22 protein-coding genes are annotated in these 21,010 nt (G+C 63.4%); 13 read left to right on the top strand and 9 right to left on the bottom strand.

Annotated features, from left to right (window positions below):
- The 5 genes from STE01S_RS18045 to STE01S_RS18030 form a co-directional block, all read left to right on the top strand.
- Window positions 1–622, top strand: a 622-nt coding sequence (locus tag STE01S_RS18045; protein ID WP_322787083.1) for an acyl-homoserine-lactone synthase, incomplete at its 5' end; no start/stop codon positions are given.
- A 73-nt stretch (window positions 623–695) separates the two neighbouring features.
- Window positions 696–1,538, top strand: coding sequence for a phytanoyl-CoA dioxygenase family protein (locus STE01S_RS18040; RefSeq protein WP_120694229.1), 843 nt, complete (start codon window positions 696–698; stop codon window positions 1,536–1,538).
- Window positions 1,535–2,155, top strand: coding sequence for a GntR family transcriptional regulator (locus STE01S_RS18035; protein WP_062770315.1), 621 nt, complete (start codon window positions 1,535–1,537; stop codon window positions 2,153–2,155). The genes STE01S_RS18040 and STE01S_RS18035 overlap by 4 nt, the downstream gene beginning before the upstream one ends.
- Before the next feature lie 101 nt (window positions 2,156–2,256).
- The gene (locus STE01S_RS20910) at window positions 2,257–2,391 is read left to right on the top strand and encodes a hypothetical protein (RefSeq protein WP_255266016.1); all 135 of its coding nucleotides are present in this window, start codon (window positions 2,257–2,259) and stop codon (window positions 2,389–2,391) included.
- A 44-nt stretch (window positions 2,392–2,435) separates the two neighbouring features.
- Window positions 2,436–3,086, top strand: coding sequence for a lasso peptide biosynthesis B2 protein (locus STE01S_RS18030; protein ID WP_062770312.1), 651 nt, complete (start codon window positions 2,436–2,438; stop codon window positions 3,084–3,086).
- Here STE01S_RS18030 and STE01S_RS20715 read toward each other — a convergent pair.
- The gene (locus STE01S_RS20715; protein WP_218017003.1) at window positions 3,026–3,622 is read right to left on the bottom strand and encodes a hypothetical protein; all 597 of its coding nucleotides are present in this window, start codon (window positions 3,620–3,622) and stop codon (window positions 3,026–3,028) included. The genes STE01S_RS18030 and STE01S_RS20715 overlap by 61 nt on opposite strands.
- Between STE01S_RS20715 and STE01S_RS18025 the strand changes: the two genes are divergently transcribed.
- A complete protein-coding gene (locus STE01S_RS18025) occupies window positions 3,593–4,783 on the top strand; it encodes an asparagine synthase-related protein (RefSeq protein WP_218017002.1) in 1,191 nt (396 codons plus the stop codon). The two genes, STE01S_RS20715 and STE01S_RS18025, sit on opposite strands and share 30 nt — an antisense overlap.
- A 43-nt stretch (window positions 4,784–4,826) precedes the next feature.
- Here the strand turns inward: STE01S_RS18025 and STE01S_RS18020 are convergent, their stop codons facing one another.
- Genes STE01S_RS18020 through STE01S_RS18005 form a run of 4 tightly spaced genes read right to left on the bottom strand, consistent with a single transcriptional unit; the run spans window position 4,827 to window position 11,314 of the window.
- Window positions 4,827–6,782 (bottom strand): Atxe2 family lasso peptide isopeptidase, encoded by a 1,956-nt coding sequence (locus tag STE01S_RS18020; RefSeq protein ID WP_062770306.1) that lies wholly within the window; start codon window positions 6,780–6,782, stop codon window positions 4,827–4,829.
- Entirely contained in the window at window positions 6,776–9,712 is a 2,937-nt protein-coding gene (locus tag STE01S_RS18015) for a TonB-dependent receptor domain-containing protein (protein WP_082813419.1), read from the bottom strand. The genes STE01S_RS18020 and STE01S_RS18015 overlap by 7 nt, the downstream gene beginning before the upstream one ends.
- Window positions 9,713–9,770: 58 nt before the next feature.
- Entirely contained in the window at window positions 9,771–10,733 is a 963-nt protein-coding gene (locus STE01S_RS18010; RefSeq protein WP_062770300.1) for a FecR family protein, read from the bottom strand.
- Complete coding sequence (locus tag STE01S_RS18005) at window positions 10,730–11,314, bottom strand: RNA polymerase sigma factor (protein WP_062770297.1); 585 nt, start codon at window positions 11,312–11,314, stop codon at window positions 10,730–10,732. The genes STE01S_RS18010 and STE01S_RS18005 overlap by 4 nt, the downstream gene beginning before the upstream one ends.
- Window positions 11,315–11,719: 405 nt before the next feature.
- Here STE01S_RS18005 and STE01S_RS20155 point away from each other — a divergent pair, with 405 nt between their 5' ends.
- The 5 genes from STE01S_RS20155 (at window position 11,720) to STE01S_RS17985 (ending at window position 13,860) form a co-directional block, all read left to right on the top strand.
- On the top strand, window positions 11,720–11,926 hold the full coding sequence (locus STE01S_RS20155) for an RNA polymerase subunit sigma (RefSeq protein ID WP_162928324.1): 207 nt from the start codon (window positions 11,720–11,722) through the stop codon (window positions 11,924–11,926).
- A 46-nt stretch (window positions 11,927–11,972) separates the two neighbouring features.
- Complete coding sequence (locus STE01S_RS21095) at window positions 11,973–12,242, top strand: DUF7662 domain-containing protein (RefSeq protein ID WP_062770294.1); 270 nt, start codon at window positions 11,973–11,975, stop codon at window positions 12,240–12,242.
- An 89-nt stretch (window positions 12,243–12,331) separates the two neighbouring features.
- On the top strand, window positions 12,332–12,589 hold the full coding sequence (locus tag STE01S_RS17995; RefSeq protein ID WP_062770291.1) for a ribbon-helix-helix domain-containing protein: 258 nt from the start codon (window positions 12,332–12,334) through the stop codon (window positions 12,587–12,589).
- A 2-nt stretch (window positions 12,590–12,591) separates the two neighbouring features.
- On the top strand, window positions 12,592–12,906 hold the full coding sequence (locus STE01S_RS17990) for a type II toxin-antitoxin system RelE/ParE family toxin (protein ID WP_062770288.1): 315 nt from the start codon (window positions 12,592–12,594) through the stop codon (window positions 12,904–12,906).
- Window positions 12,907–12,939: 33 nt separating this feature from the next.
- Complete coding sequence (locus STE01S_RS17985) at window positions 12,940–13,860, top strand: HEPN domain-containing protein (RefSeq protein WP_062770285.1); 921 nt, start codon at window positions 12,940–12,942, stop codon at window positions 13,858–13,860.
- On the opposite strand, the gene STE01S_RS17980 is transcribed toward STE01S_RS17985, so the two are convergent.
- A complete protein-coding gene (locus STE01S_RS17980) occupies window positions 13,857–14,285 on the bottom strand; it encodes a putative toxin-antitoxin system toxin component, PIN family (protein WP_062770282.1) in 429 nt (142 codons plus the stop codon). The two genes, STE01S_RS17985 and STE01S_RS17980, sit on opposite strands and share 4 nt — an antisense overlap.
- Window positions 14,286–14,288: 3 nt before the next feature.
- Window positions 14,289–14,528 carry a ribbon-helix-helix domain-containing protein gene (locus STE01S_RS17975; protein WP_062770279.1) on the bottom strand — a complete coding sequence of 80 codons (240 nt, stop codon included), beginning with the start codon at window positions 14,526–14,528 and terminating at the stop codon, window positions 14,289–14,291.
- Between the two features lie 260 nt (window positions 14,529–14,788).
- Here STE01S_RS17975 and STE01S_RS17970 point away from each other — a divergent pair, with 260 nt between their 5' ends.
- Together STE01S_RS17970 and STE01S_RS17965 are read left to right on the top strand one after the other, a co-directional pair.
- The gene (locus STE01S_RS17970; RefSeq protein WP_120694226.1) at window positions 14,789–15,196 is read left to right on the top strand and encodes a MarR family winged helix-turn-helix transcriptional regulator; all 408 of its coding nucleotides are present in this window, start codon (window positions 14,789–14,791) and stop codon (window positions 15,194–15,196) included.
- Between the two features lie 175 nt (window positions 15,197–15,371).
- Complete coding sequence (locus tag STE01S_RS17965) at window positions 15,372–15,827, top strand: hypothetical protein (RefSeq protein ID WP_062770273.1); 456 nt, start codon at window positions 15,372–15,374, stop codon at window positions 15,825–15,827.
- Here STE01S_RS17965 and STE01S_RS17960 read toward each other — a convergent pair.
- Together STE01S_RS17960 and STE01S_RS17955 are read right to left on the bottom strand one after the other, a co-directional pair.
- Complete coding sequence (locus tag STE01S_RS17960; protein ID WP_062770272.1) at window positions 15,824–19,558, bottom strand: conjugal transfer protein TraG N-terminal domain-containing protein; 3,735 nt, start codon at window positions 19,556–19,558, stop codon at window positions 15,824–15,826. The two genes, STE01S_RS17965 and STE01S_RS17960, sit on opposite strands and share 4 nt — an antisense overlap.
- Window positions 19,559–19,563: 5 nt before the next feature.
- Entirely contained in the window at window positions 19,564–20,976 is a 1,413-nt protein-coding gene (locus STE01S_RS17955; RefSeq protein ID WP_062770270.1) for a conjugal transfer protein TraH, read from the bottom strand.
- Between the last annotated feature and the right edge of the window lie 34 nt (window positions 20,977–21,010).

The raw sequence follows: 21,010 nt of genomic DNA, 5'->3' as shown, positions 1-21,010 counted from the left end.
TACACATCACCGCCAAAGCCGCCTGACGATGGCCCACGGCCACAGCCGAAATTACACCACCTTGACGGACGCGACCCGCAAACGCGTCTTCATCGATCTTCTGAAATGGGACATTCCGGCCCTCGCGGATCAATATGAAGTCGATCATTTTGACGATATCCATGCCACCTATCTGATCGTCACCGACGAGGCGGGCGAACATCTCGCTTCGGCACGTCTGCTGCCAACCACGCGGCCCGCGCTGCTCGATGCGCTCTTTCCCTTTCTCGTCACCGGCCCCATCCCTCAGGGGCCAGCCATCTTCGAAATCACCCGCTTCTGTCTCTCGCCGGGGATCGGCGCGCGGCAGCGCCGGATCGCGCGCGACGTGCTCCTCGTGGGTCTCGCCAAACATGCCCTCGCGAACGACATCCACACCTACACTGGCGTCGCCGAACATACCTGGTTCCGGCAGATTCAGACTTTCGGCTGGGATTGCCACGCGCTTGGCGAGCCGGTCCTCCACCAGGGACAGGCGCTTGTGGCGCTTCGCATCGATATCGATCGCTCCACGGTGGCGAAGCTCGCCGCAGCGGGCATCGCCGTCAAGTCCGCTGCGGCCCCCGCCGCGCGTGCCGCTTGAGGAGGGCGCGATGATCATCAATCCAGCATCATACGGAATAAACCGTCGAGGCTCGCCCGCGGCCCGTGACCTCATGTCCAATGGCTTCGCGATCATCCGGGGCGCCGCGCCACCGTCATTGCTCGGCCGTATCAATGTCGACCTCGATTCGCGTTATGCTGCCACACCCTTCTGTGAAGGCGGCTTCTACGGCGCGAGGACCAAGCGCTTCGGACGCCTGCTCATTCGCTCGCCGCACATGGCGGACCTCGTCATGAACCGCGCGATACTCGAATTGGCCGAGATCGCGCTTGGCAATTGGTGCGAGCGCATTCAGCTCAACCTAGCGCAGGCGATCGAGCTTCATCCCGGCGCGCTCGCCCAGTTCCCGCATCGCGATCAGGATATGTGGCAAGGCGCGCTCGGCGAGGTCGAATATCTCGTCAACGTCATGTGGCCGCTGACCTCGTTCACTGCAGAAAATGGCGGAACGATCATCTGGCCGCGCAGCCATGGGCTCGAAGCGCTGGTGGAAGAGCCAAGGGAGGCGCCCATCATCGCTGAGGCCGAACCCGGCGATGCGATCGTTTTCCTCGGGTCGACGCTGCACGGAGCCGGCGCAAACCATAGCAAAGCTGTCCGGCGGGGGATCATTGTCAGCTACTGTCTTGGATGGCTCAAGCCCTATGAGAATCAATGGCTGGCCTATCCTCCGCATATCGCGCGATCCTTTCCAAGGGAGATCTCCGAACTCGTCGGCTATGTCCAGCACCGGCCCAATCTCGGCAATTTCGAGGGTCAATGCCCGTCGGTCCTCTTCGATGCCGACCCCGAGGACGCGCGCGCGGCGGTCGATGCCCTTCGGCCCGATCAAGCCGCCATGCTCGCGCAGCATGTCGCGTCCCAGCAAGCGGTCGCCTCGGGGACGAGATCATGAGTCCCGGCGCGACGATGGAACTCGTCTATGCCGAGCTCAAGGCGAAGGTGATGCGCGGCGACTTCGCGCCGGGGGAGCGGCTCGAACCCGCGCAACTTGCGAGGGTGCTTGGCGTCAGCCCGACGCCGGTCCGCGACGCCCTCTACCGGCTTTCGGGCGAAAGGCTGCTCGAAGCCTGGCGTCACGAAGGGTTTCGGCAACCGATACTGGCCGAAGCCGACCTCCACGACCTTTATGCCTGGGGCGCGTCGCTTCTGGCGCTGGCGCTCGAGGGGCAGCCGCCCGACCCCCACATTCCGCAGAGATCGTTCAGCGACTCAGGCGCCGGCGATTATCCCGAGCGGGTTGCGGCGCTGTTTCGGGCGATCGCCTGGACCAACTCTAATCGAGAACTTCGATTTGCGACGGTGAGTTTGATCGAACGCTGCCATGTGTTTCGGGCCGCCGAAGTACGCGTCGACCGGCGGAGCGACGCGGCGATCATCGCGATGGACGATGATTTTCGTTTCGGGCGCTGGAGCGCCTTGCGCAGCAAAATCACACGTTTCCATCGCCGCCGTATCCTTCTCGCGGGCCGCGTCGTGGCGGAACTCAGGCCGCGCGAAGAGTCGCTCTAGAATATATTCGACCCATATGAGCCGTATAAAATTCCTATTTGAACGAGGGAGCATAGCCTTGGCCGTGTCGCAATTCCGCGGCATTGACGAAGGAGAGTCCCATGGACCGCAATGACATTGTCGAAGACGGCATCGAGGAACTGGGCGTCGCGAGCATCGAGACGCGCGGCTCGCTCATCTACGTCGCCGAAATCGGCGGCTTCGAACGGCTCGTTCCGGCCATCCTGGCTGACTGAAGGCCGGGGAGGGCGCGGCACATCGCCGCGCCCTCCACATTCTCATGACATATCAGCTTCGACCCGGGCTTTCCTTTGGCTTCATCGGCGAACGCGCCGTTTTGCTCGACCTCGACATCAACCGCTATTTTCTGATCAAGGCCGAGGCCGCCCAGGCTCTGCGGGACCTGATCGCCGGGACCATTGATGCAGGCACAATTCGTCGCCTTCCCCGGCCCGGCGGGCGGTCGCTGCTGGTCGAAGGCAGCAACGGTTTCGAACCGGTGGAGGCTGCGCTGCCCGGCTCAAGTGTCCTCGAGGCGGAAGCCCGTGTGTCAGCCCATCTTCCATTTCACCATGCGCTGCGCGCGCAACTGGAGGCGAGCGCCAGCCTGCGGATATTGGGCATCAAGCGCAGTATCGCGGCATGGCGCCGGGCTCGCCCGGTGGATGTCGGGCGGCAGTTTTCGATCGAAACTGCGGACCACGCGCGCGCCTTCGCTCTTCGACGTGCCGACGTCCCGATCCAGCGAAGCTGCGTTCCGGACTCGCTCGCCCTGATGCGCCTCCTCTGGCGAAAGGGCCTCGACGCCGACCTCTATTTCGGCGTTCGCCTCGATCCTTTCGCCGCGCATTGCTGGGTGCAGGCCGAAGACTATCTGTTGTCCGATCCGCTGGCGAATGTGCTCAGTTTCACACCGGTCTTCAGGCTGTGACTTTGCGCATCGCCTTCGAAGCGCGCGCTGCGTCGCATTCTGAACCCCGTGGGAGCCTCCGCGAGGTCGCGCGACTGGCCCATGTCCGGTTGCTGAGCGACGCGGCGGTAGCGTTTTCGAAGAAGGGTAACACGCTTCTGTTTGGCTGGGCGTTCCGCCGCTCGGACAATCGCGCCTGCGATGAGCTCGGTGATGACGAAGCCCGTGAAATCGAAGCGCGCGGCGCTGAATGGGCCGTCAAACATTTGTGGGGCAATTATCTTCTGGCCTGGAAGGAGCCGGCGGGCGATGTCCATGTCCTGCGATCGCCGGTGACGGGACCAGCGCTCTTTTTCGCCGAAGACGGCGCCTGCGCATTTTCGCACCTCGAGATTGGCAAGGCGATGGGCCTTTCCCTCGACAGGCTCGATCCCGCCGCGATCGATGCCCAGCTTCGCTTCCCTATCTTGCGCGGTCCGGCAACCGGGATCGCCATGGTGCGCGAGCTTCTCGCCGGCGAAACACTCATGATGGGTTCGCCCGCGGTCGTTCGCCAAGCCTGGTCGCCATGGTCCTTCACCGTGCGTCCACCAGTCGAGGCGTCGCTCGACGAGCTCCGCCGACACGTCATGTCAGCGGTCGGCGCATGGTCGACGCGGTTCGAGCGCGTCCAGCTCGAGCTCTCGGGCGGGCTTGATTCCTCGATCGTCGCCGCCTCGCTCGCGCGGACGCGTGCGACGTGGCGCGCGGTGACGCTTGTGACGCGGCGTCCTGATGGGGACGAACGCCGATACGCCCATGCGGTCGCCGATCACGCCGACATAGCGCTTCTCGAAATATTGCTGAATGCGGCCCCACCGGACCCGCTTGCTGCCCTCGGCGAACCGCGCGTCAGGCCCGGCGGCTTCGGCCTGATCGACGAGAGCGATATCCGGTTATGCGAAGCAGCCGAGGGCTATGGTGCGGGCGCGATATTCACCGGCGTCGGCGGCGATAATCTCTTCGGCTATATCATTTCCGCAGCTCCCGTAGTCGACGCGCTGCGCTTTGCCGGGCTCGGCGCGGCCTGGCGAGCGGCCTCCGACCTTGGGCGCCTCACTAACACCCATATGCTCGAAGCATGGCGCTTCGCTATCAGGCGCCTTCTGAAGCGGCCTCCGCCCTGGCCTCGCGATGAGCGGTTCCTGGCTAGCCGTCATGCTTCGACGGTGCCAGAACATCCCTGGTTTGCCGATGCGTCCGCCGCCAGCGACGGACAGCGCGCCTATGTGGGCATGCTGATGCGCATCCTGCCCTTTCTCGACGGTTATGACCGCGCTTTTCATGTGCCCGTGATCGCGCCGCTGCTTTCGCAACCATTGGTCGAATACGGCCTTGGCGTCCCGGTCTGGCAATGGTCGGCGGGCGGGCACGATCGCTCACTAGCGCGCAAGGCGTTTGCGGGCGATCTTCCGGCGCTTGTTTTACAGCGCCGAACGAAGGGCGGACTCGAATCCCTGTTTGTGCCGGCCTATGATCGAAACCGCGCACATCTGCGCGACTTTTTGCAGGAGGGACTGCTGGCGGCGCTGGGTATCATTGATTGTGACGCGATTGGCGCCGCGACCGCGCGTCCTGCTGGCGCGCTCGACAATGACTATGTTCGCATATTGCAACTCGTCGACATGGAAAGATGGGCGCGTTCGGTTGCAGGGGCACCGACGGCTGGCGGCCAATAGCCCGTGCCGGATGTCCGCCGGGGAACGGACGCCCGGCACGAACCTATGGCGCGGGACGTTGCAAGGGATGTCCCGCGCGCAATTCGCGCCAACGCGCATATCGATCCTGCTTTTGAGGGTTCGGATCCTCGAAATCGGCCAGCCAGAAGCGATACCAGTCGAGGTTGCGCGCATTGACCGCAAATTGATGCACCGGCTGGGTCTTGATGTGAGGCTCGTCGGCGAACACGAAGAGCTCGGCGGGCTTTCCGGCCCGTTTGAGGCGCGTGTGAAACTCGATGACAAGGCGAGCCTCGGCTTCGGGTAGTTGCATCAGGAGAGGGGTGTCGAGGCCGGCGGCGTCGCTTGTCGCGGAAAGCCGGTTCCAGCCTTCGGGATCGGTGTCGGGATCGCCGAGGCCCCATCGGTTCGCCAGCGTGTCGGGCATACCGCTGCCGGGCAACGCAGTGGCCCAATAGAAATGGGGTTCGAACTGCGCCGACGAGAGCGTCGCGGCGGCGAAGCGATCCGACTTGCGGATGGCCCAGAGGGCGACCTGCGATCCGAAACTGAGGCCGCCAATACCGACATGCCGTGGATCGACGATGCCGTCTGCGGCGAGCGTATCGATTGCGGCGGAGATGCCCGAAAGCGCCAGGTCATATTCTTCCTCAGCGTTGGAGAATTTGCCCTGAGCCTTTCGGATACAGAGAACCGCTATCCCGGAGTCCGCGAGGGGCAGCATCGGGATCTCGTCGCCGACGCCGCCCTTCAAGAAACCGTCGCAATGATAATATTGGATCACGAGCGGGAAGGGCGGCGCAGCGTGCGCTGGACGAAGCAGGAAACCGCTGAACTTTTGCCCACTGGCGATCGACCAGGACATGGGCGTGGCCTTTGTGGCGATCTTGCGCCGCAGGTCCGCATTGGGGTCGACCAGGAGTTTCCGGGCCCCGCTGCTATAATCGACGCGAACAAGCCTCGGCGGCGAGACGCCTGAGGCTTCGGCGCAGACAAGGAAGGCGGGTCCAATCGCGCAGCGATCGGGATTGAAGGGCGAGAAGGGCGCCCCGTCGGTGACCGCGAGCCGTTCAGGCGCTTCGCCATTCAGACGCCACAACGAAATTGTCTCTTCGGATCCCGGACTGGCCTCGAAGAGCAAAAGCGCCTTGCCGTCGGGGCGCCAGCCAAGCGCGCGGAGCCTGGGTGATGCACAGGCAGCGATAGCGCATTCGAGGGGCGGATGGCCCGGCTGCAACACGTCGACGCGGGTTTTGCCTCCATCGCGAACGATTCTGGCCTCCGCGCTGTCGCCGGCGACGACATGTTGCCCGATCGCAGAGGTCTGCGGCACGGGAGAGTCGGGCTGGGCCGATCCCCACACCATCGCCGATTTTTCCGTCGGCGGCGTGTCCGCGAGGAGGCGCACGCGTTCAAACCATCCTCCCCGCAGCCGCTGCATGACGCGCTTCCCGTCGACGATCGCGCCCCCGGCGAACGGCTGCATGACATCGACCGTTGGATCAACGAGCACCCCCTCATCATAGGCCCGCTTTTCCGCCGCCGCGATTTGGGCTCGTGTCGCCCCGACATGATAGATGATGCGGCGACCATCGTCCGCCATCCGGAAATCGACGATGTCGGCAGGATCGGAAATCGCGAGCCGGGCCTTGCCGCCCATGCGCCACGACCACACGCCGACCGCGCCGTCCTGCATCGCAAGAAAGTGGAAGCCTTTCGAATCCGCGTCCCATATGGGCGCATTCTCGATCAGCGTGCCGGCAAAGCTGAACCTCGCCGCGCCTCCATCCGCGACGCGGCGATGGTCGCCGCCATTGACCCCAACGATATGCCAGCCAAGTGCAACGCGGTTTTCGGCCACCGAAGGCTCGCTCACACGATAGGCAGCCCAGCGGCCGTCGGGCGATATGGTGACGCCGCTGATGTCGCGTGTCGCCACAATATCCTCGACGGTGACGAGCGGCGTGGCGGCGGCCATCGCCGCCGCCAGCATCACCATGTTACGATCCCCTGCAGCGCGATCGTTCGCCCTACAGCGCTCGCCTGCTCGGGGTCATAGCCGAGTACCGAGGTCGCCGTTCTGAAAAGGACATAAGGCGGGTCCCGATCGAAGAGATTGTTGACGTTGAGTGCCAGGCGGAAGGCTCGCCCACCTGGAGCGCCAGCGATGCGCGCGCCGAGCTGGAGGTCGAATGTCGTCCAGCTCTTCACCTTTTCGGCAGGCGTCGCGGTCTGGTTGCGATAACCCGACATATGGAGCAGCGACAGCCCGCCGTCGAAGGGCCCCGCCTCGAAGCCGAGGCGACCGCGCAGGCGGAGCTTCACGGGATTGCCAAGCGTCCCGACCGCGTTGATCGCTGGCGCGGAGCGCGTGACCTGCTGGTCGATGCTGAACAGGCGAGATCCGCCCAGCGAAAGCGTGAGCGCGCCATTCGGAATGGAATGGCGGTAGGAAGCGTCGAAATCCAGGCCGCGGATCGTCACCCGCGACAGGTTGAAAGTTCGCGCATCGGCGATGACCTCGATATCCGAAGCTTGGACACCGAGCGGATTTCTGAGGTTCGGATTTGCGAAATAGGCAGCGACCTCCGCCGGGTCGGGCGTCTCGTCGACAAGCTCGCCATAGACATCCCGCCGTGCGAGGAAGTTGAAAATATCGAAGGAGGCGCTCGCGATACGGTCGCGATAGGCAATGTCGAACCAGGTGGCTGAAAGCCTCAACCCCGGCAGGGCGACGGGTTCGAGGTCGACGCCCGCCGTCCAGCTCGTCGCCTTCTCGGGGCCAAGGTCGGGACGGAAACCAAGTAGCGCGAGCGCCAGCGTCTGGCCGGTCGGCGATTGAGGATCGGGCAGATAGACGGGCTGGTAGGTCGCATTGGCGGCGCCGACCAGTTCGGTGAAGAAGGGTGCCCTGAAGGAATGGCCATAGGAGGCCCGGACCACCACGCCCCGAACGGGCGTCCAGCGCAGACCCAGCTTGGGGTTGCTCGTGCTGCCGACGTCCGAATAATCCTCATGGCGTCCGGCGAGCGACAGCTGCAGCGCACCCGGGAGGCTCGTCCCTGCATCGAAGATGGGAATTACCAACTCGCCATAAAGGGCTCGAACCGTGCGCTTGCCCGGAAGCCCGGGCAGGCGCGAGGTGGTTGTGCTGTTACCGAAGAGGTCAAAGACCGACGTATAGTCGAGGCGTTCGCCGCGAATCTCGGCGCCGGCGGCGAGTTTCACTGTGCCGGCGGGAAGATCGAACAAACTGCCGTCCGCGCGCAGAGCCGCCGTCCAGACTCGCGAGCGCACCCGCGAGACAAGGCCGCCGCGAAGTCTGCCGACAAGCGCCGGATCATTGACCGCGCCGTCTCCGAACACGTTCAGCGCTGTTGCCGGGTCGGATAATACGAGCGCCTCGGAGCGGCGCGTGATGTGGATGATATTGATGTCGTCGGCGCGCTCGCGCTGCAGGCCGTAGCCGCCGCTGATCTCGAGCGACCAGTCGCCAACATTGGCGCGTGCCCCGCCTGAGAGGTTGAGGGCGCGCGCTCTACCGCGCGCGCCCTCGGGACCGAAATCGGCCGACGGGTCGTAGAATACCGTGATCGGCTGACCGGTGCCGATCGGATCGACATAATAGGGATTGGCGCTCGTGACGGTGACGGGAACGGGTCCGAACCGGCGCTGGTTCACACGGTAACGCCTGTCCGCATAGAGACCCCGCGCAAAAAGGGTGATCGCCCCGATCTCCTGTTCGGCTGAGGCATAGAAGCTGAGGCTGCGTTGGCGCGGCAGGATGTCGACGAGCCGCTGCGCGTCGGCGCGATTGAAGCTCCCCTCGATCAGATCGGCCGCGGTGAGGCCCCGCCCGTCCTGTCCAGGGGGAATTGCGAAAACGCGGCCATTGGCGGCAAGGATCGTCCCGGGATTGGCGAAATTCGACCGAAGGTCGGGGCCGCCTACGGGGCGCAGATCTTCGCTGGTGAAGCGCCGCTTCGTTGCGGGCAGGTTGCCGCGGCTGTAATATTCGGCGGCGAGTACGAGGTGACCGCTGTTCCATTTTTTGCCGAGCAGCTGGGCGATCTGCATCTCGCTGAAATCGCCGTCCGCCGTCCCGGCTCGCATGCGCGTCTCCGCACCTTCGAAGCGATTGCGGAAGCGAAGATTGACGACGCCTGCTACCGCGTCCGAACCGTAAATGGCCGACGCCCCGTCGGTCAGTATCTCGATACGGTCGATCGCGGACGAGGGGATCAAGGAGAGATCGGTAAACGCACCCCAGGCACCGCCCATGGCCGGGCGAACGCCGTCGAACAGGGTGAGCGTAGAGGCGCTGCCAAGACCGCGCAAATTGATCCCCGACCCGAAGTTGAGATTTGTGTTCGCATTGCCTCGCGCGGTCGCGCCAAATGTGGCCTCACTGGGGCCGCCCGAGAAATTCTGCGGGATGGTTTGAAGATAGTCGGCGAGCGTCGTGCGCCCGCTCCGGTCAAGCGCATCGCGATCCACGATCGTCACGGGCGAGCCGACCGGGCCGGCTCCGCGAATGCGGGTACCGGTGACAATGATCTGCGCGTCATCACTCTGCGCGGTCCCGCGATTTGCCGAGCTTTCGGCGAACCTGTCGCCCTTTCCCTCGCGGATAACGAGCGTTCCGTCCACGCTTTCGGCGACCAGTTCGGTGCCGGCCAGAAGCTGCGCCAGGGCCGCATCGGCGTTGAAGGTGCCGCTGACCCGGGCGCTTTTCTTGCGCGCGACAACGTCCGAATTGGCGATGACGTCCCGGCCCGAAAGTTCGGAATATTGCCGCAAAGCGTCCGCCAGATCCTGCGGCGCGATGTCATAGCTTTGTTGGCCCGTCTCAGCCGAGGCGGCGGGCACTGGAAGCCCAATCGTCGCAGCCGTCGAAGCCAGGATAGCTGCCAGAAGTCTCACTCTCATCTTTCCCTCCCGCGCGGCCGTGATGGCCGTCTGGAAGGGCGAGACGAGGCCGGCTGAATTATCCCCCCGTTTTTTTCCTGGACAGGATGATGGCGCCGTCACTCTCTTGGGCCGAAAGTCCAAAAACCGCGCTGAGTTTCCGCGCGAGCGACGCGCTGTCGGTGAGATCGAACCGGCCCGTGACCTCAAGCGATCCGAGCCCGGGGTCAGCCAACCGGATTGATTTGCTGTTCACCCGGTTTGCTTGATCGATGACGTCGCTGAGCGGCAATTTGTCCGCGACGACCCGCGGCGTTGTTGGAATGTTCGCCACGGGCATCGTCATCGCCGTGTCGGGCGTCGAGACAGCGGCGGCGCCGCGCGGCAGATGAAGCGGTTCGCTGCCTCGCACCTCGACCGTGTCGCCGGGTTTCAGTCTGACCGTGCGTCCGCCGGGCGCTGTCGCCCGCACATCGACCGAGCCGCTGACCAGCCGGATACTCGGATTGGGTCGTGTCAGATCGACTTCGAAGACGGTGCCGAGTGCGACAATTTCGGATCCGCCCGCGACGACGCGAAAGGGCCGTGAGGCATCGTGCGCAACGGTGAAACGGGCACGGCCGCCGGTCATGACGACCTCTCTGCCACCTTCTGAAAATCTGGTCTCGATCTTCGCGCCGTCGAGAAGTTCAACCAATGTGCCGTCGGCCAGCCGAACGGTTTCGCCCTCGACGGACCGGGTCGCCAATTGCGAACCGGTCCCTGCGCGGCCTGCATACCAGGCGCCTCCGACGGCAAGCATGACGGCGAGAAGGAAAGCCGTCGCCCAGCGCCACCGGTGTGATCCGGAAGGGCGCGGCGCACGCGCCCTGATCCGACCCGCGACATTGACATCGAGAGCCGCCCAGCGCCTTTCCGCCTCGGCATAGGCCGCGGCATTTTCGGGATCGGCCATCCAGGCATCGAACCTGGCGCGATCAGCCGCCGCATCGCTCGCGCGCATGCGCGCGAACCATTTTCCCGCTTGTACCTCGCGGCTCATGACCGCGGACCTTTTACGCGAAGGATTGCCGTCATGGCCTTGGCGATTTGCTTTTCCACGCCCTTCTCGCTCATTCCTGTTGCCGCCGCGATTTCGGCATAGGTCATACCGTCGAACCGGTGCATCAGGAAGATGTCGCGCGTTTTCGGTTTCAGGCGTTCGAGACGGTCCTCGACACGGCGCATCATGTCCCTTGCTTCGAGCGCGGCGTGGGGGTCGGACCCTGGATGCTCGCTATCGTCATATTCATGATGTGCCGAGGCGAAGCGACGCCGGTCGACATGGGCACGTTCGATGAGCAGGTTGCGTGCCGCTCGTGCCAAATAGGCTCCGGGCTTTTCGATCCGCGACACAATATCCGCGCCGCTTGCGGCAAGGCGTTGGAAGCACTCCTGGACCAGATCCCCGACATCCTGCGAATTCGTCCGTCGGCGCAGGAAACGGGAAAGTTGCGGCTGGTGCTCTTGATACATGGCCTCGATAGCTGCGGTCTTATTCTGGCTGCCCCAGTCGTCGCTTTCGAACTGCAATGCGGGCTCCGCTCGCCGGCGCGCCTCGGCAGCCTCTTCGTCATAATCCATTGTCTCGCCTTCCCGGACGGGAGGAAAGGCGGCCCAAAGCCGGGTGTTGAGAACACACTTGAGGCGCGTGCGCCGTCGCCTTTAGCCCGAAGGCTTGTACATGCGCGACGGCCACCCGGACAGGATGGCGAACAGGTGTTTTTGCTCAAAGGGTTCTCAAGCCCCGGCATCGCGCCGCCTGCCAGCCCGATGCCCGTTCAGCATAATCGATTGCTTTCCAAGAGCAAGACTTCCGCCGGACCATGCCTCATCGTGCCCGGACACTCGGAAAAGCAAGGGGATGCGCGCGCTTCTTGTCCGGAATGCAGGGAGGGAAGGGGGAGTCAGAAAGGCGGTGGCGGTCGCTCAGGCTGCCGGTCTGGCAGGAGGATCATCATGTCCAGCAACGGGAGCGGGAGTAAGCGGTTGCGGATCGCGCGGCGGGCGATCCGCCGAATGGAGCCGTTCGATCGCGCCATCTTTCTTGCGATCCGGTTCAAGAACGCGGGCTATGAGGATTTGGCCGAAAGACACGACATGGGCATTGAAGAGATCGAGAAGGCGTTTGCGCGCGCCGTCCATATCCTGATCACCACACCGCCCTCGCCGTGGTGGCAGATCTGGCGCTATTGAAGGCCGCGCCCTTGACTTCGAGACGCCACCGCCCTGAAACGGCGTCATGGGAAAATATGATGCGCTTGGCGCCTTCCTCAGGCGGTGGAGGGTTTGCCACGATGCCGATGGCGTCGAACTCAGCTTTTCGCACATCGAGAGCATCATTGGCGCGGTTCTTCCGCGCGCGGCGTTCGGTGACGATTGGTGGTCAGCGGTTGCATTTTCGGAATCAGAGCCGCCCCATCGACGTGCCTGGCTCGATGCCGGCTTCGAGGCGGTCGCCAAACCTGCTCACGAATGCGTCTATTTCCGCAGACGAAGCTGCGGCCAATAGATAGGAAGATGGCTGCCCAAGCGCCGATCACGTAATCATGATTGAATGTCCATAATATTCCTCTATATTGTGACGGACTCGAGGTTTTTATGAACAAACAAACAACCCTGAATGTCCGTATTGGCGGCGCGCTGAGCGATTTCGTCGCGACCAATGTTGGCGACGACGGCTCCTATGAGAATGTCAGCGAATATGTCCGTGATCTCATTCGGCGCGACAAGGAGCGCGCGGAAGCGGAGCAGTTCGCCCGGTTGAAGGCGGAGTTGCATCGGGCTTTCGCAGCGCCGGACTCTGACTTCGTGCCTCTCGATGCCGATGCGGTGATCGGTCGGGCGCGCCGGAACTGACGATGGCTAATTTCCGGGCTTCCGCGATCGCCGGGCAGCGGCTCGACGAAATCTATGCTTATACGCGAGAGAAGTGGGGAGATGCGCAGGCAGAAGCCTATGTGCGGGGTCTCTTCGACTGCTTTGGTCGGATCGCCAGGCGGGAAGTTCTTTGGCGGGCTATTCCGGCAGAATTCGGTGTTGATGGCTATTACGGCAAGTGCGAACACCATTATGTCTATTGGCGTTTGCTCGGCGACGGAACTGCGGGCATCGTTACGATCCTTCACGAACGCATGCATCAGATGGATCGTTTCCGCGACGACTCCGCGGCATAAGGGGATGTGGCAGTTCCAAGGCGTAGGGCGAAGATGAAAACAGAAATCTGCCACCTTCCAGCAAAACAGCAGGGCGAACTCGAACGCATCAAGGCGGTGCTTATGGAGGAGTTCGCGCGGTCGATCGAGCGCGCGACGCAGCCGGGCAAGCGCAACGGCAAGATACTGAAGATCATTCTATTTGGCAGCTATGCCCGCGACGACTGGGTCGATGAGCCGGAGAATGGCTATCAGTCCGATTTCGACCTGCTGATCGTCGTGAGCCATGAGGATCTCACCGACATCTCCGACCATTGGTATCTCGCCGAGGACAAGATCCTCCGCGACCCCGATGTCGGACGGACGCTGAACATCATCGTCCATACGCTCGCCGACGTGAACCGCGCGCTCAGCCGCGGCGAATATTTCTGGGTTGATATCATCCGCGACGGCGTGATGCTCTACGAGCTACCCAATCATCCCTTGGCGACGCCGAAGCCGCTGACACCGGTCGATGCCTATGAAATGGCCGTGGGGTACTTCGATAAGCAGGTCAAATCAGCTCAGAACTGGATGAAATTGGCTCAACTTGCAGGCGAGCAAGAGATGGATCAGGATTGGCGCAACAAGATCGCGTTCAATCTACACCAAGCTGTCGAGACCATTTACGCATGTTTCCTGCTGACGACGACGCTTTATTTTCCGCGCTCCCACAACATCAAATTCCTGCGCTCGCTGGCAGAGGACCGGGAACCAAGATTGGTTGAAGCTTGGCCGCGGGACAGCAAGATCGACCGCCGCCGCTTTGAATTGCTGAAACGCGCTTACGTTGAGGCCCGATACTCGGCCAGCTACGAAATCAGCGCTGCCGACCTCGAAGCGCTCGCAGCGTCGGCCGAGAAATTGCGCGCGATCGTCGAGGCGATCTGCGGTTCACATATCGCCGACCTGAAGAAGGCTGCCGCCGGCAGCTAAATTCCTGGTTCGTTGCCCGTGATCAGTTTCAGGAATTCTCGAACTGTGACGATCTGTGCCCCGGCATGGCGCTCCAAGCTCAGCAAGTCGGCTTTGTCGCCCGTGATCAGATATCCGGCTTTCGCCACTTCGATCATTGCCAGCAGATAATTGTCCCATGGATCGCGGCTCACAGAAACATCGGGCAGGTCCTGTGCCACTATGGCGGCGCCTTTCAATTCGTTGACCAGGCGTCCGGCGACTGCAGGATTCAGTCGAGCGCGAATTTTAGGATAGCGCGTGACGCGCCGAAGTTCGTCCAGTTGTTCGGCGGATGTGACCAGCGCGACCCTGCCCTGGCGCCAAAGGGCAATCAGTTGGTAGGGCAGCGACCGTTCATGCAGCAGGGCGCTGACAAGCACATTGGTATCGATAATGACGCGCATGCATCAGTTCCGACGCGCGTCGGCAACCGCTTCGTCGATCAGATTATCCATCTCGTCCGATGACAGGTCATCGAAACCGGCACGGGCCTCCGCCAACGTCAGGTCGAGCAGGCGCCATTTCACCGATTCTTCGATAAAACGCGACAGGTCGCCCTTCTTCATGCCGCGCTGTGCTAGATAGGTTCGGACATCGATGTCAGTTTCCGGTGCGACATTCACCGTCCAGCGGGTCACTTCGCCCATCGTCTATAGATCCTCATAGTCGCTTAAGTGGTTATACGCTTATCAGCTTTAGTGCTGTTCATCAACCTGCCAGCCAGCCGGGCACTTTAACGACCGCAATCGAACGTCTCGCAACCTCCTCATAAGCAAATGGGAGGCTCGATTTTGGCGGTGCCAATATTCGAGCCTCTGCAAGACACGCATCGGGCCGCAGCTTTCGTCTGCGGCGCCTGCCTATCTGGCTTCTCGCGCCCGCAAACGCAGGGGCGTTGTCTGGGCGCATGTCGGATGTCGCGGCACATCAAGATGATCCGACTTTCGATGTCGAAGCCCGCCGACTGCGCTTCTGCCGTGAGTTGCTCACAGAGCAGCGAATAATGGACCGCTATATCCGGGAAATCAGTCTGAGCCCTGCAAGCTGGATCATCTTGCTCGAGCTTTATTCGGCCGATGCCGCTAGCAAACGACTGTCCGTGTCCAGCCTCGGCTATGCGAGCGGTGTCTCGATCGCAACGGCGGTTCGGCTGACCCAAAGTCTAGAAGTGCGCGCGATCGTCGAACGCCAACGAGATCCGCACGATGCGCGGCGAACAAACGTGGCGCTTTCGGCCCGTGGGCGGGCCACTCTTCGCTGCATTTTTGACGATTGCGTGGCAAGCCGGGCCGCAGCGCCTGCCCTGACAAATTAGCCTTAACCCGACTCATCGTAGACTGAGGGAGCAGAGGGGGCGTGGCGAGCCAAGCACAAGAAATCGGTGAATGGGGTACAGGTTGCCTTGCTCCCGAGGGAATTCGTTCGATTTCAGCAGCACTCCGAATTCCCATGGATCGCTGTCCATGGTACATTCGAATGCGAGGAAAGCCATGCAGAACAAGCCCTCGTCAATACTGCCGAAGCCGGAAGCTTCGCCGCCCGCTGCGGCCGATTGGCTGTGGCGCCCGTGGTATGCCAAGCTCTGGTGGGCAGCGATCCCAATCTATTGGGCGGTGGCGGCGGCTTCGTTGAAGGTCCCGGCGCTGCGGGCGTTTTTCGAGAGCGCTTTCGCCGGCTATCTTTACGTCCTATTCTTTCCGTTCACCACGCTGCTCGTACTGGGGTTCGGATTTGCTCGCGCATGGCTGAATAGGTCGGCAACCGACGAGTGGGAGCCTTTGACCGCTGCGGAGATCGAGGAACTCGAAGAAATGGAGATATTTCGCGACGACTGGTCGGTGCGGCGACCGGGGCAACCTGACCCCGCTTTCGATATTTATGATCCGCGATCGGGTATCCTGTACGTCGGCAACCCGAATGGTATCAACAGCGGCAACGCTTTCTAGCGTTTCTTATGGTTGTTATCGCCGTCGAATGGGCCATTGGCGAGATCGGTGGAGAACCGGCCTTTGCTCAGGATTGAAGACTGCTCATATGAAGTCATCGGGGCCGTGACGTCCGCCGTTCCCCGCGCGGAATCGGCTTGCCCCAGATAGCGGTTCCGTAGTCCCTCCGGCCCGAGCAACTGGCGGTTCAACTCTTGGATGAAAGTCGCTTCGGGAGTCGCTGAACGAGCCGCAGCGCGTTCGGATGCCGTGATGACTCCGCGAACATCATAGTTCACGATATCAAGAGCGGCCTGAGCGTTCTCGGAGCTTATTCCCACATCGTTGCTCGAAAGCCCAAGCCTTCCACTGACGATTCCTGACGTCTGTTTCCCGCGGCTGACACCTCCTTTGGCTCGAGCACTCCGAGAGGCATAATCCGTGCTTTGCGAACTGGCTCCGATCTCGCCGCCGACCGTCGTCCCCATGGTGATCTGATCCACCGCCTGTCGCGATATCGAACGCTGCCATCCCGTCTGCGCCATGATTGCCGACACATCGCGCTGCAGCGTATCGGCCACCTGCGGATTAAGCCGCCACTCGCCATTGCGATCCATCTCGAACCCGCCTTTGAGCCAGTTCGCCATCATGGCCTGACCCTGTTCGCTGCTCAGCATATTCTCGATCGTGTCGGGTCCGGCCAGCTTGCCGGCCTCATATTTGGTGCTGGTGTCGCTGCGCGCCGATCGCGAGAATCCCGTGCTGCTCGATACCAGCAGATCATTGTCCGCGAAGCTGAACCGCGCACGGCCACCCTCGGCGATCGCGCCATATTGGCTGTCGTTAATGAGGCCCGCCGCGCGAAGCTGGCGCGCGACATCGGGCGACACGTTGAGATTGAGATCGCCATTCTGCGCCATCGCGAGCTCGCGCTTGGTCATGTTGATGCCCTCGCTGCGCAGCAGTCCCTGCATGCGGGTCAGTCGTTCATTGTCGACGATGCGCGTCAGCCGCTCGTTCCGCGCGCGATCGGCGATCCCTGCCGCACCGCCTTCGGCCATATCGACCTGGTTGCCTGCGGTTCGGCTGAGCGCCCCGATGAAAGCATCGAGCTGCGCCGCCTCGCGCGTCGAAACCCCCGCGGTCGCCGCACCCTCGGCAAATCCGAAATTATCGCTCTGCCGCCGCTGCTCCCCGATCCGCGCGGCGCCGCGCACGCCCGAATGCCCGATCTCGCGTTGGGCATCGAGCTTGCCCGACCGCTCCGCGAAGTCATAGCCCGCCGCCTCGCGGGTGCGGCCATAGACGCTGGTGCCCTCGCGTCCGGCCTGTTCGGTCGCGCCGTCGGCGGTGCCGAGCTGGACCGAGGCATTGTAGGTTTCCAGCGCTCGCATGACCTGCGCTTCGTTCCGGCTCGTCGCGCGGGAGAGGGAGGAGATGGCCGACGAGCGCGCCTCGCCTGAGAGGGTGTTGATGAAGGAGATGCGGCGCGCGGTCTCGTCGACGGGAAGGCCGAGCATCGCTGCGGCATTGCGCTGGCCTTCATTGCTGCCGGTCCGATACGCCTGCTCGGTCGCGACATTGCGCCGCTCGACGGCCGCGACATTATCGCCGGCATAGTCGCGCCGCCCTTCCATCGCGCCGACATTGACCTCAGCCCCGGTCAGATCGTTCCGCAGCATCTGCTCCTGGTCGAAAGTGTTGGCGATGAGTTTCGCGAAGGTCGGATCGGCCGACGCCTGCGCGATCACCGTCGAGGCCTTGAGCTCGGCATCCTTCCCCGCATAGCCGTTGCGCTCGAAGTGCCGCTGCGCGCCCTGGAACATCATGTCATAGGCGCGGGTGTCGCCGAATGCTTTCCACTGGACCATGTTCTGTGCGAAGCGCGCAAAGGCGCGCTCGCCCGCCTGTCCCTCGCCGAAATAGCTCGTGCCGAGCCCGCGCAGCGCGTCCTTCTCGGCAAAATTATGGATCGCCGCCGTCGTCGCATTGGCGCGCACGGCCGCGGCGGTCGCGGGATGAGTGAGGTCGCGGCCGACGAGTGCGGGCGCGAGCCCGCCAAGATCGCGTGCGGCATCGGTCGCGCCGAGTGCGAAGCCCGTCGTGCCGCCGACGCCGGGTGTGCGATCGGCGAGATAGGTTCCGGCGGCGCCGAAGGCGCGGTTGCTGCCGAGCGTCGAGCGCTCCCCGAAATCCCCGAAGCTCGACGTCGCACCGCGCCGCGCCATCGTGCCGCTCGCCGACGCCTGCGCCTCGAGCGCCTGCGCTCGGCCTTCGTGTGTCATGATCGGGGTCGCGGCCGCGGTGCCCTGACCCTGCGCCCCGAGCGCGCCGCTGGTGAAGGAGGTGAACACATTGCCCGAGAAGCGGAACACGGTGAACACGAAAGCTCCGGCGAGCCCGGCGGCGGCGGTTCGGAAGGATCCGAAGATGGCGAGCGCCTTCATGGCCGAGCCGGGCGCGAGCATCCAGGCATTGGCGGCGACATGGTTCGAGCGCATCTCGGCAAGCACGTCCATCGCGCGGCCGAGGGTCAGCTGATAGATGCCGGCGTCGATCACCCCCCACATGGCGACGAACACGAAGAGGCCGAGCGCGAAGCTCGCGACGCGCAGGTTGATCGGGGTCAAGATAAAGAGGAGGGCGATCGGCATCATGAACAGCATGATGCCGAAGACGGTCGCGCGGATCGTCGGCATCCATTCGTTCGCGGTCGACATGGTGGCAAGCCCGCTCGAGACGACGGCGCGGTTCGCCATGACGCGCGCCGCGGTCGCGGGGCTGTCTTCGAAGAGCACGTCGCCGACGGCGTTACCGAGGTTGATGTTGGTCATCAGTTGCTGGAGCGTGAGCGGGGTGCCGAGCATCTTGTCGCCGAGCGCGCCAAGGTTCGAGCGGCAGCGCTGGAGCTGGGCGGCGTTCGATATGTCATAGCCGGTGCGTTCGCACACCTGCCGGCTATAATCCTCGAAAAGCGCCGGATCGGAGAGGCGGTCCGAGATATGCGTCCATGCCTCGGTGCAGCTCACCGTGGTGCCGCCCTTGTCGGAGGCGGTGAACACCGTGCTGAAGGTCGCCGGCCCCGCCATCGCGGCGAACGCCTGCGGCAGGTCGGTGGTGGTCCTAAACAGCTGATCGTCGTCGATGCCATAGGCGGGCGACACGCGCGCGACCGGGTAGCATTGGCGGACATAGTCCTTGATCGTCGCGTCGAGAAAGCTGTCGGTCATCGGCCCGCGCGGGGATACGGCATTGAGAAAGAGATCGAAGCTGTGCCCGCCGGCGCCGAACTCGAGCTTGGCATTGGGATCGAGCGTATTGTCGTCGATCGTCTCGGCGATCGCGCGTTCCATCATGTTGGTGACGCCGGCCACGAGCACGATCAGGTTCGGCACGTCGCCGACCGGCTGATAGGCATTGCGGACACGGTCGTAGACATGGACCGTTCCCGTCGTCGCGACGAGGCCGACGAAGAGGCCGATGCCGACGAGCGTCTGGAAGCCGAAGGCGACGATGCCCATGCCGTTGCCGCGCACGCTCGCGAGGAGCGCGCCGAGCGCGATGCCGGCGACGGCGATGATCACCACCAGCGTCTCGTAGCGCGGGTCGGCGAAAATCATCGAGACAAGGCGGAACGCGTCGACCGTCTCGTTGAACCCGTCATAGGTGTGGAAGCTCGTCTCGAGCGCCAGCGCGGGAGCGGGAACGAGCGCGAAGGCGGCGGCGAGCGTGGAAGGGAAGGGCGCGCGCATGGCGGTCAGCGGTTGGCCGCGGCGCCCGCGGCATCACGAGCATCGCGGTCGCGCTGGCGGACGAGACCGGCGTAATTGGCGGAGAGGTTGGCCTGGTTCAGCGCGGCCATATAGGATTGGCGCATCTGGGCGCGCTGGCGGAGGACCTCCTCGCGCAGCCCCTGGAGCTGCTCGATCCCCTTGGTGAGAATGCGCGTCTGGCAGATGTTGGAGTTTCCGGCATCGGCGGCGCCCGCCGCGGTGGTACCGCGCTCGGCGTTCGACAGCGCGAAATCGAGACTGCGCGTGAGGTCGTTGAGCATCTGGTAGGCGAGGGTCAGCGCCACCAGTTCGTCGGTGTCGCCGATCACGCTGTCCTCGACGCCTTCGCGCACGCCCCACTCAAGCATGCGGTAGATCGGCAGCGTCTTCACATTGGCGACGAACTGGCGTTCCTCGGCCGTGAGCGCGGCCCGGGTGCGGATCTTCGTCGCGATCGCCTGCATCCGCTCGCGCGCGAGGATCAGCGCGCCGCGGCCCGGTCCGTCGACGCCGCAATCGGCGCCGGTCGGCGGGATATTGAGCGCGCGGCGCTGGACACGTCCGGTCAGGAAGTCCTCGACGCCTTCGGTCTCCTGCCGCGGGCAGGCGGGGATCGCCGAAAAGAGCGGCACCTTGTCGGTGGCATCCCAGCGCATATAGACGTCGCCGACCCGGGCGCGCATGACCCCGGTCCATTCGCTCGCGCCGACCCGCGCGGCGGCATGGGCGAGGAGCGAGCCGGTGCGGAAGATGTCGGTGACCTCGCGCGGGCAGTTGGCGAGCGCGTCGCGCAGGTCTTCCGTCGGATTGTTCTGGTTCGCCTGGATCTTCTCGCGGCTCTGCTGATAGCTTTTCGCATAGCCTTCCTTGATCGACTTGTAGCCGGTCATCTCCTCGATGATCCCTGACATATTGTCGTCGCCCTTGGCGATCTGGACCATGCGGTTGGCGAGGCGGCAGTCGTTGACCTGGATCGAGTTCAGATAGTTGGTCGCCGCCTCCATCTTTGAGATGATGTTGCCCATCTTCTCGTCGAGGGTTTCGAGGAGATATTGGAAGGCGACGGCGGGCGCGGCCTGCAGGATGCTTTCCAGCTTCTGGACGAGATACTCGGGATCGAGGAAGGACATGCCGCCGAGGAACATGTCGATCCCGCCGCAGCCGGCGCGCACTTTCGGCAACGTCACGCTCATGAGGTAATCGTTGTGGACGTCGACGCGGCCCGAGAAGCCGCCCGCGGTCACATAGCCGCGCGCCTGATCCTCGAAGCTGCCGGGCGAGGTGTAGGTCACATTGTCGAACCAATGCTCGGCCCAGCTTTGGGCATGAGCCGGCGCGGCCATTCCCATAGCTGATAGCGTAGTGAGCGCAGCGATCATCTGGCGGGATTTTGGCATGACTTGCTCCTTTCAATCCTCTCGGGCCGGGTTC

This window comes from Sphingopyxis terrae subsp. terrae NBRC 15098, from assembly GCF_001598815.1.
Taxonomy (GTDB): Bacteria; Pseudomonadota; Alphaproteobacteria; order Sphingomonadales; family Sphingomonadaceae; genus Sphingopyxis; species Sphingopyxis terrae.
This window is presented reverse-complemented; position numbering and strand designations above follow the sequence as displayed.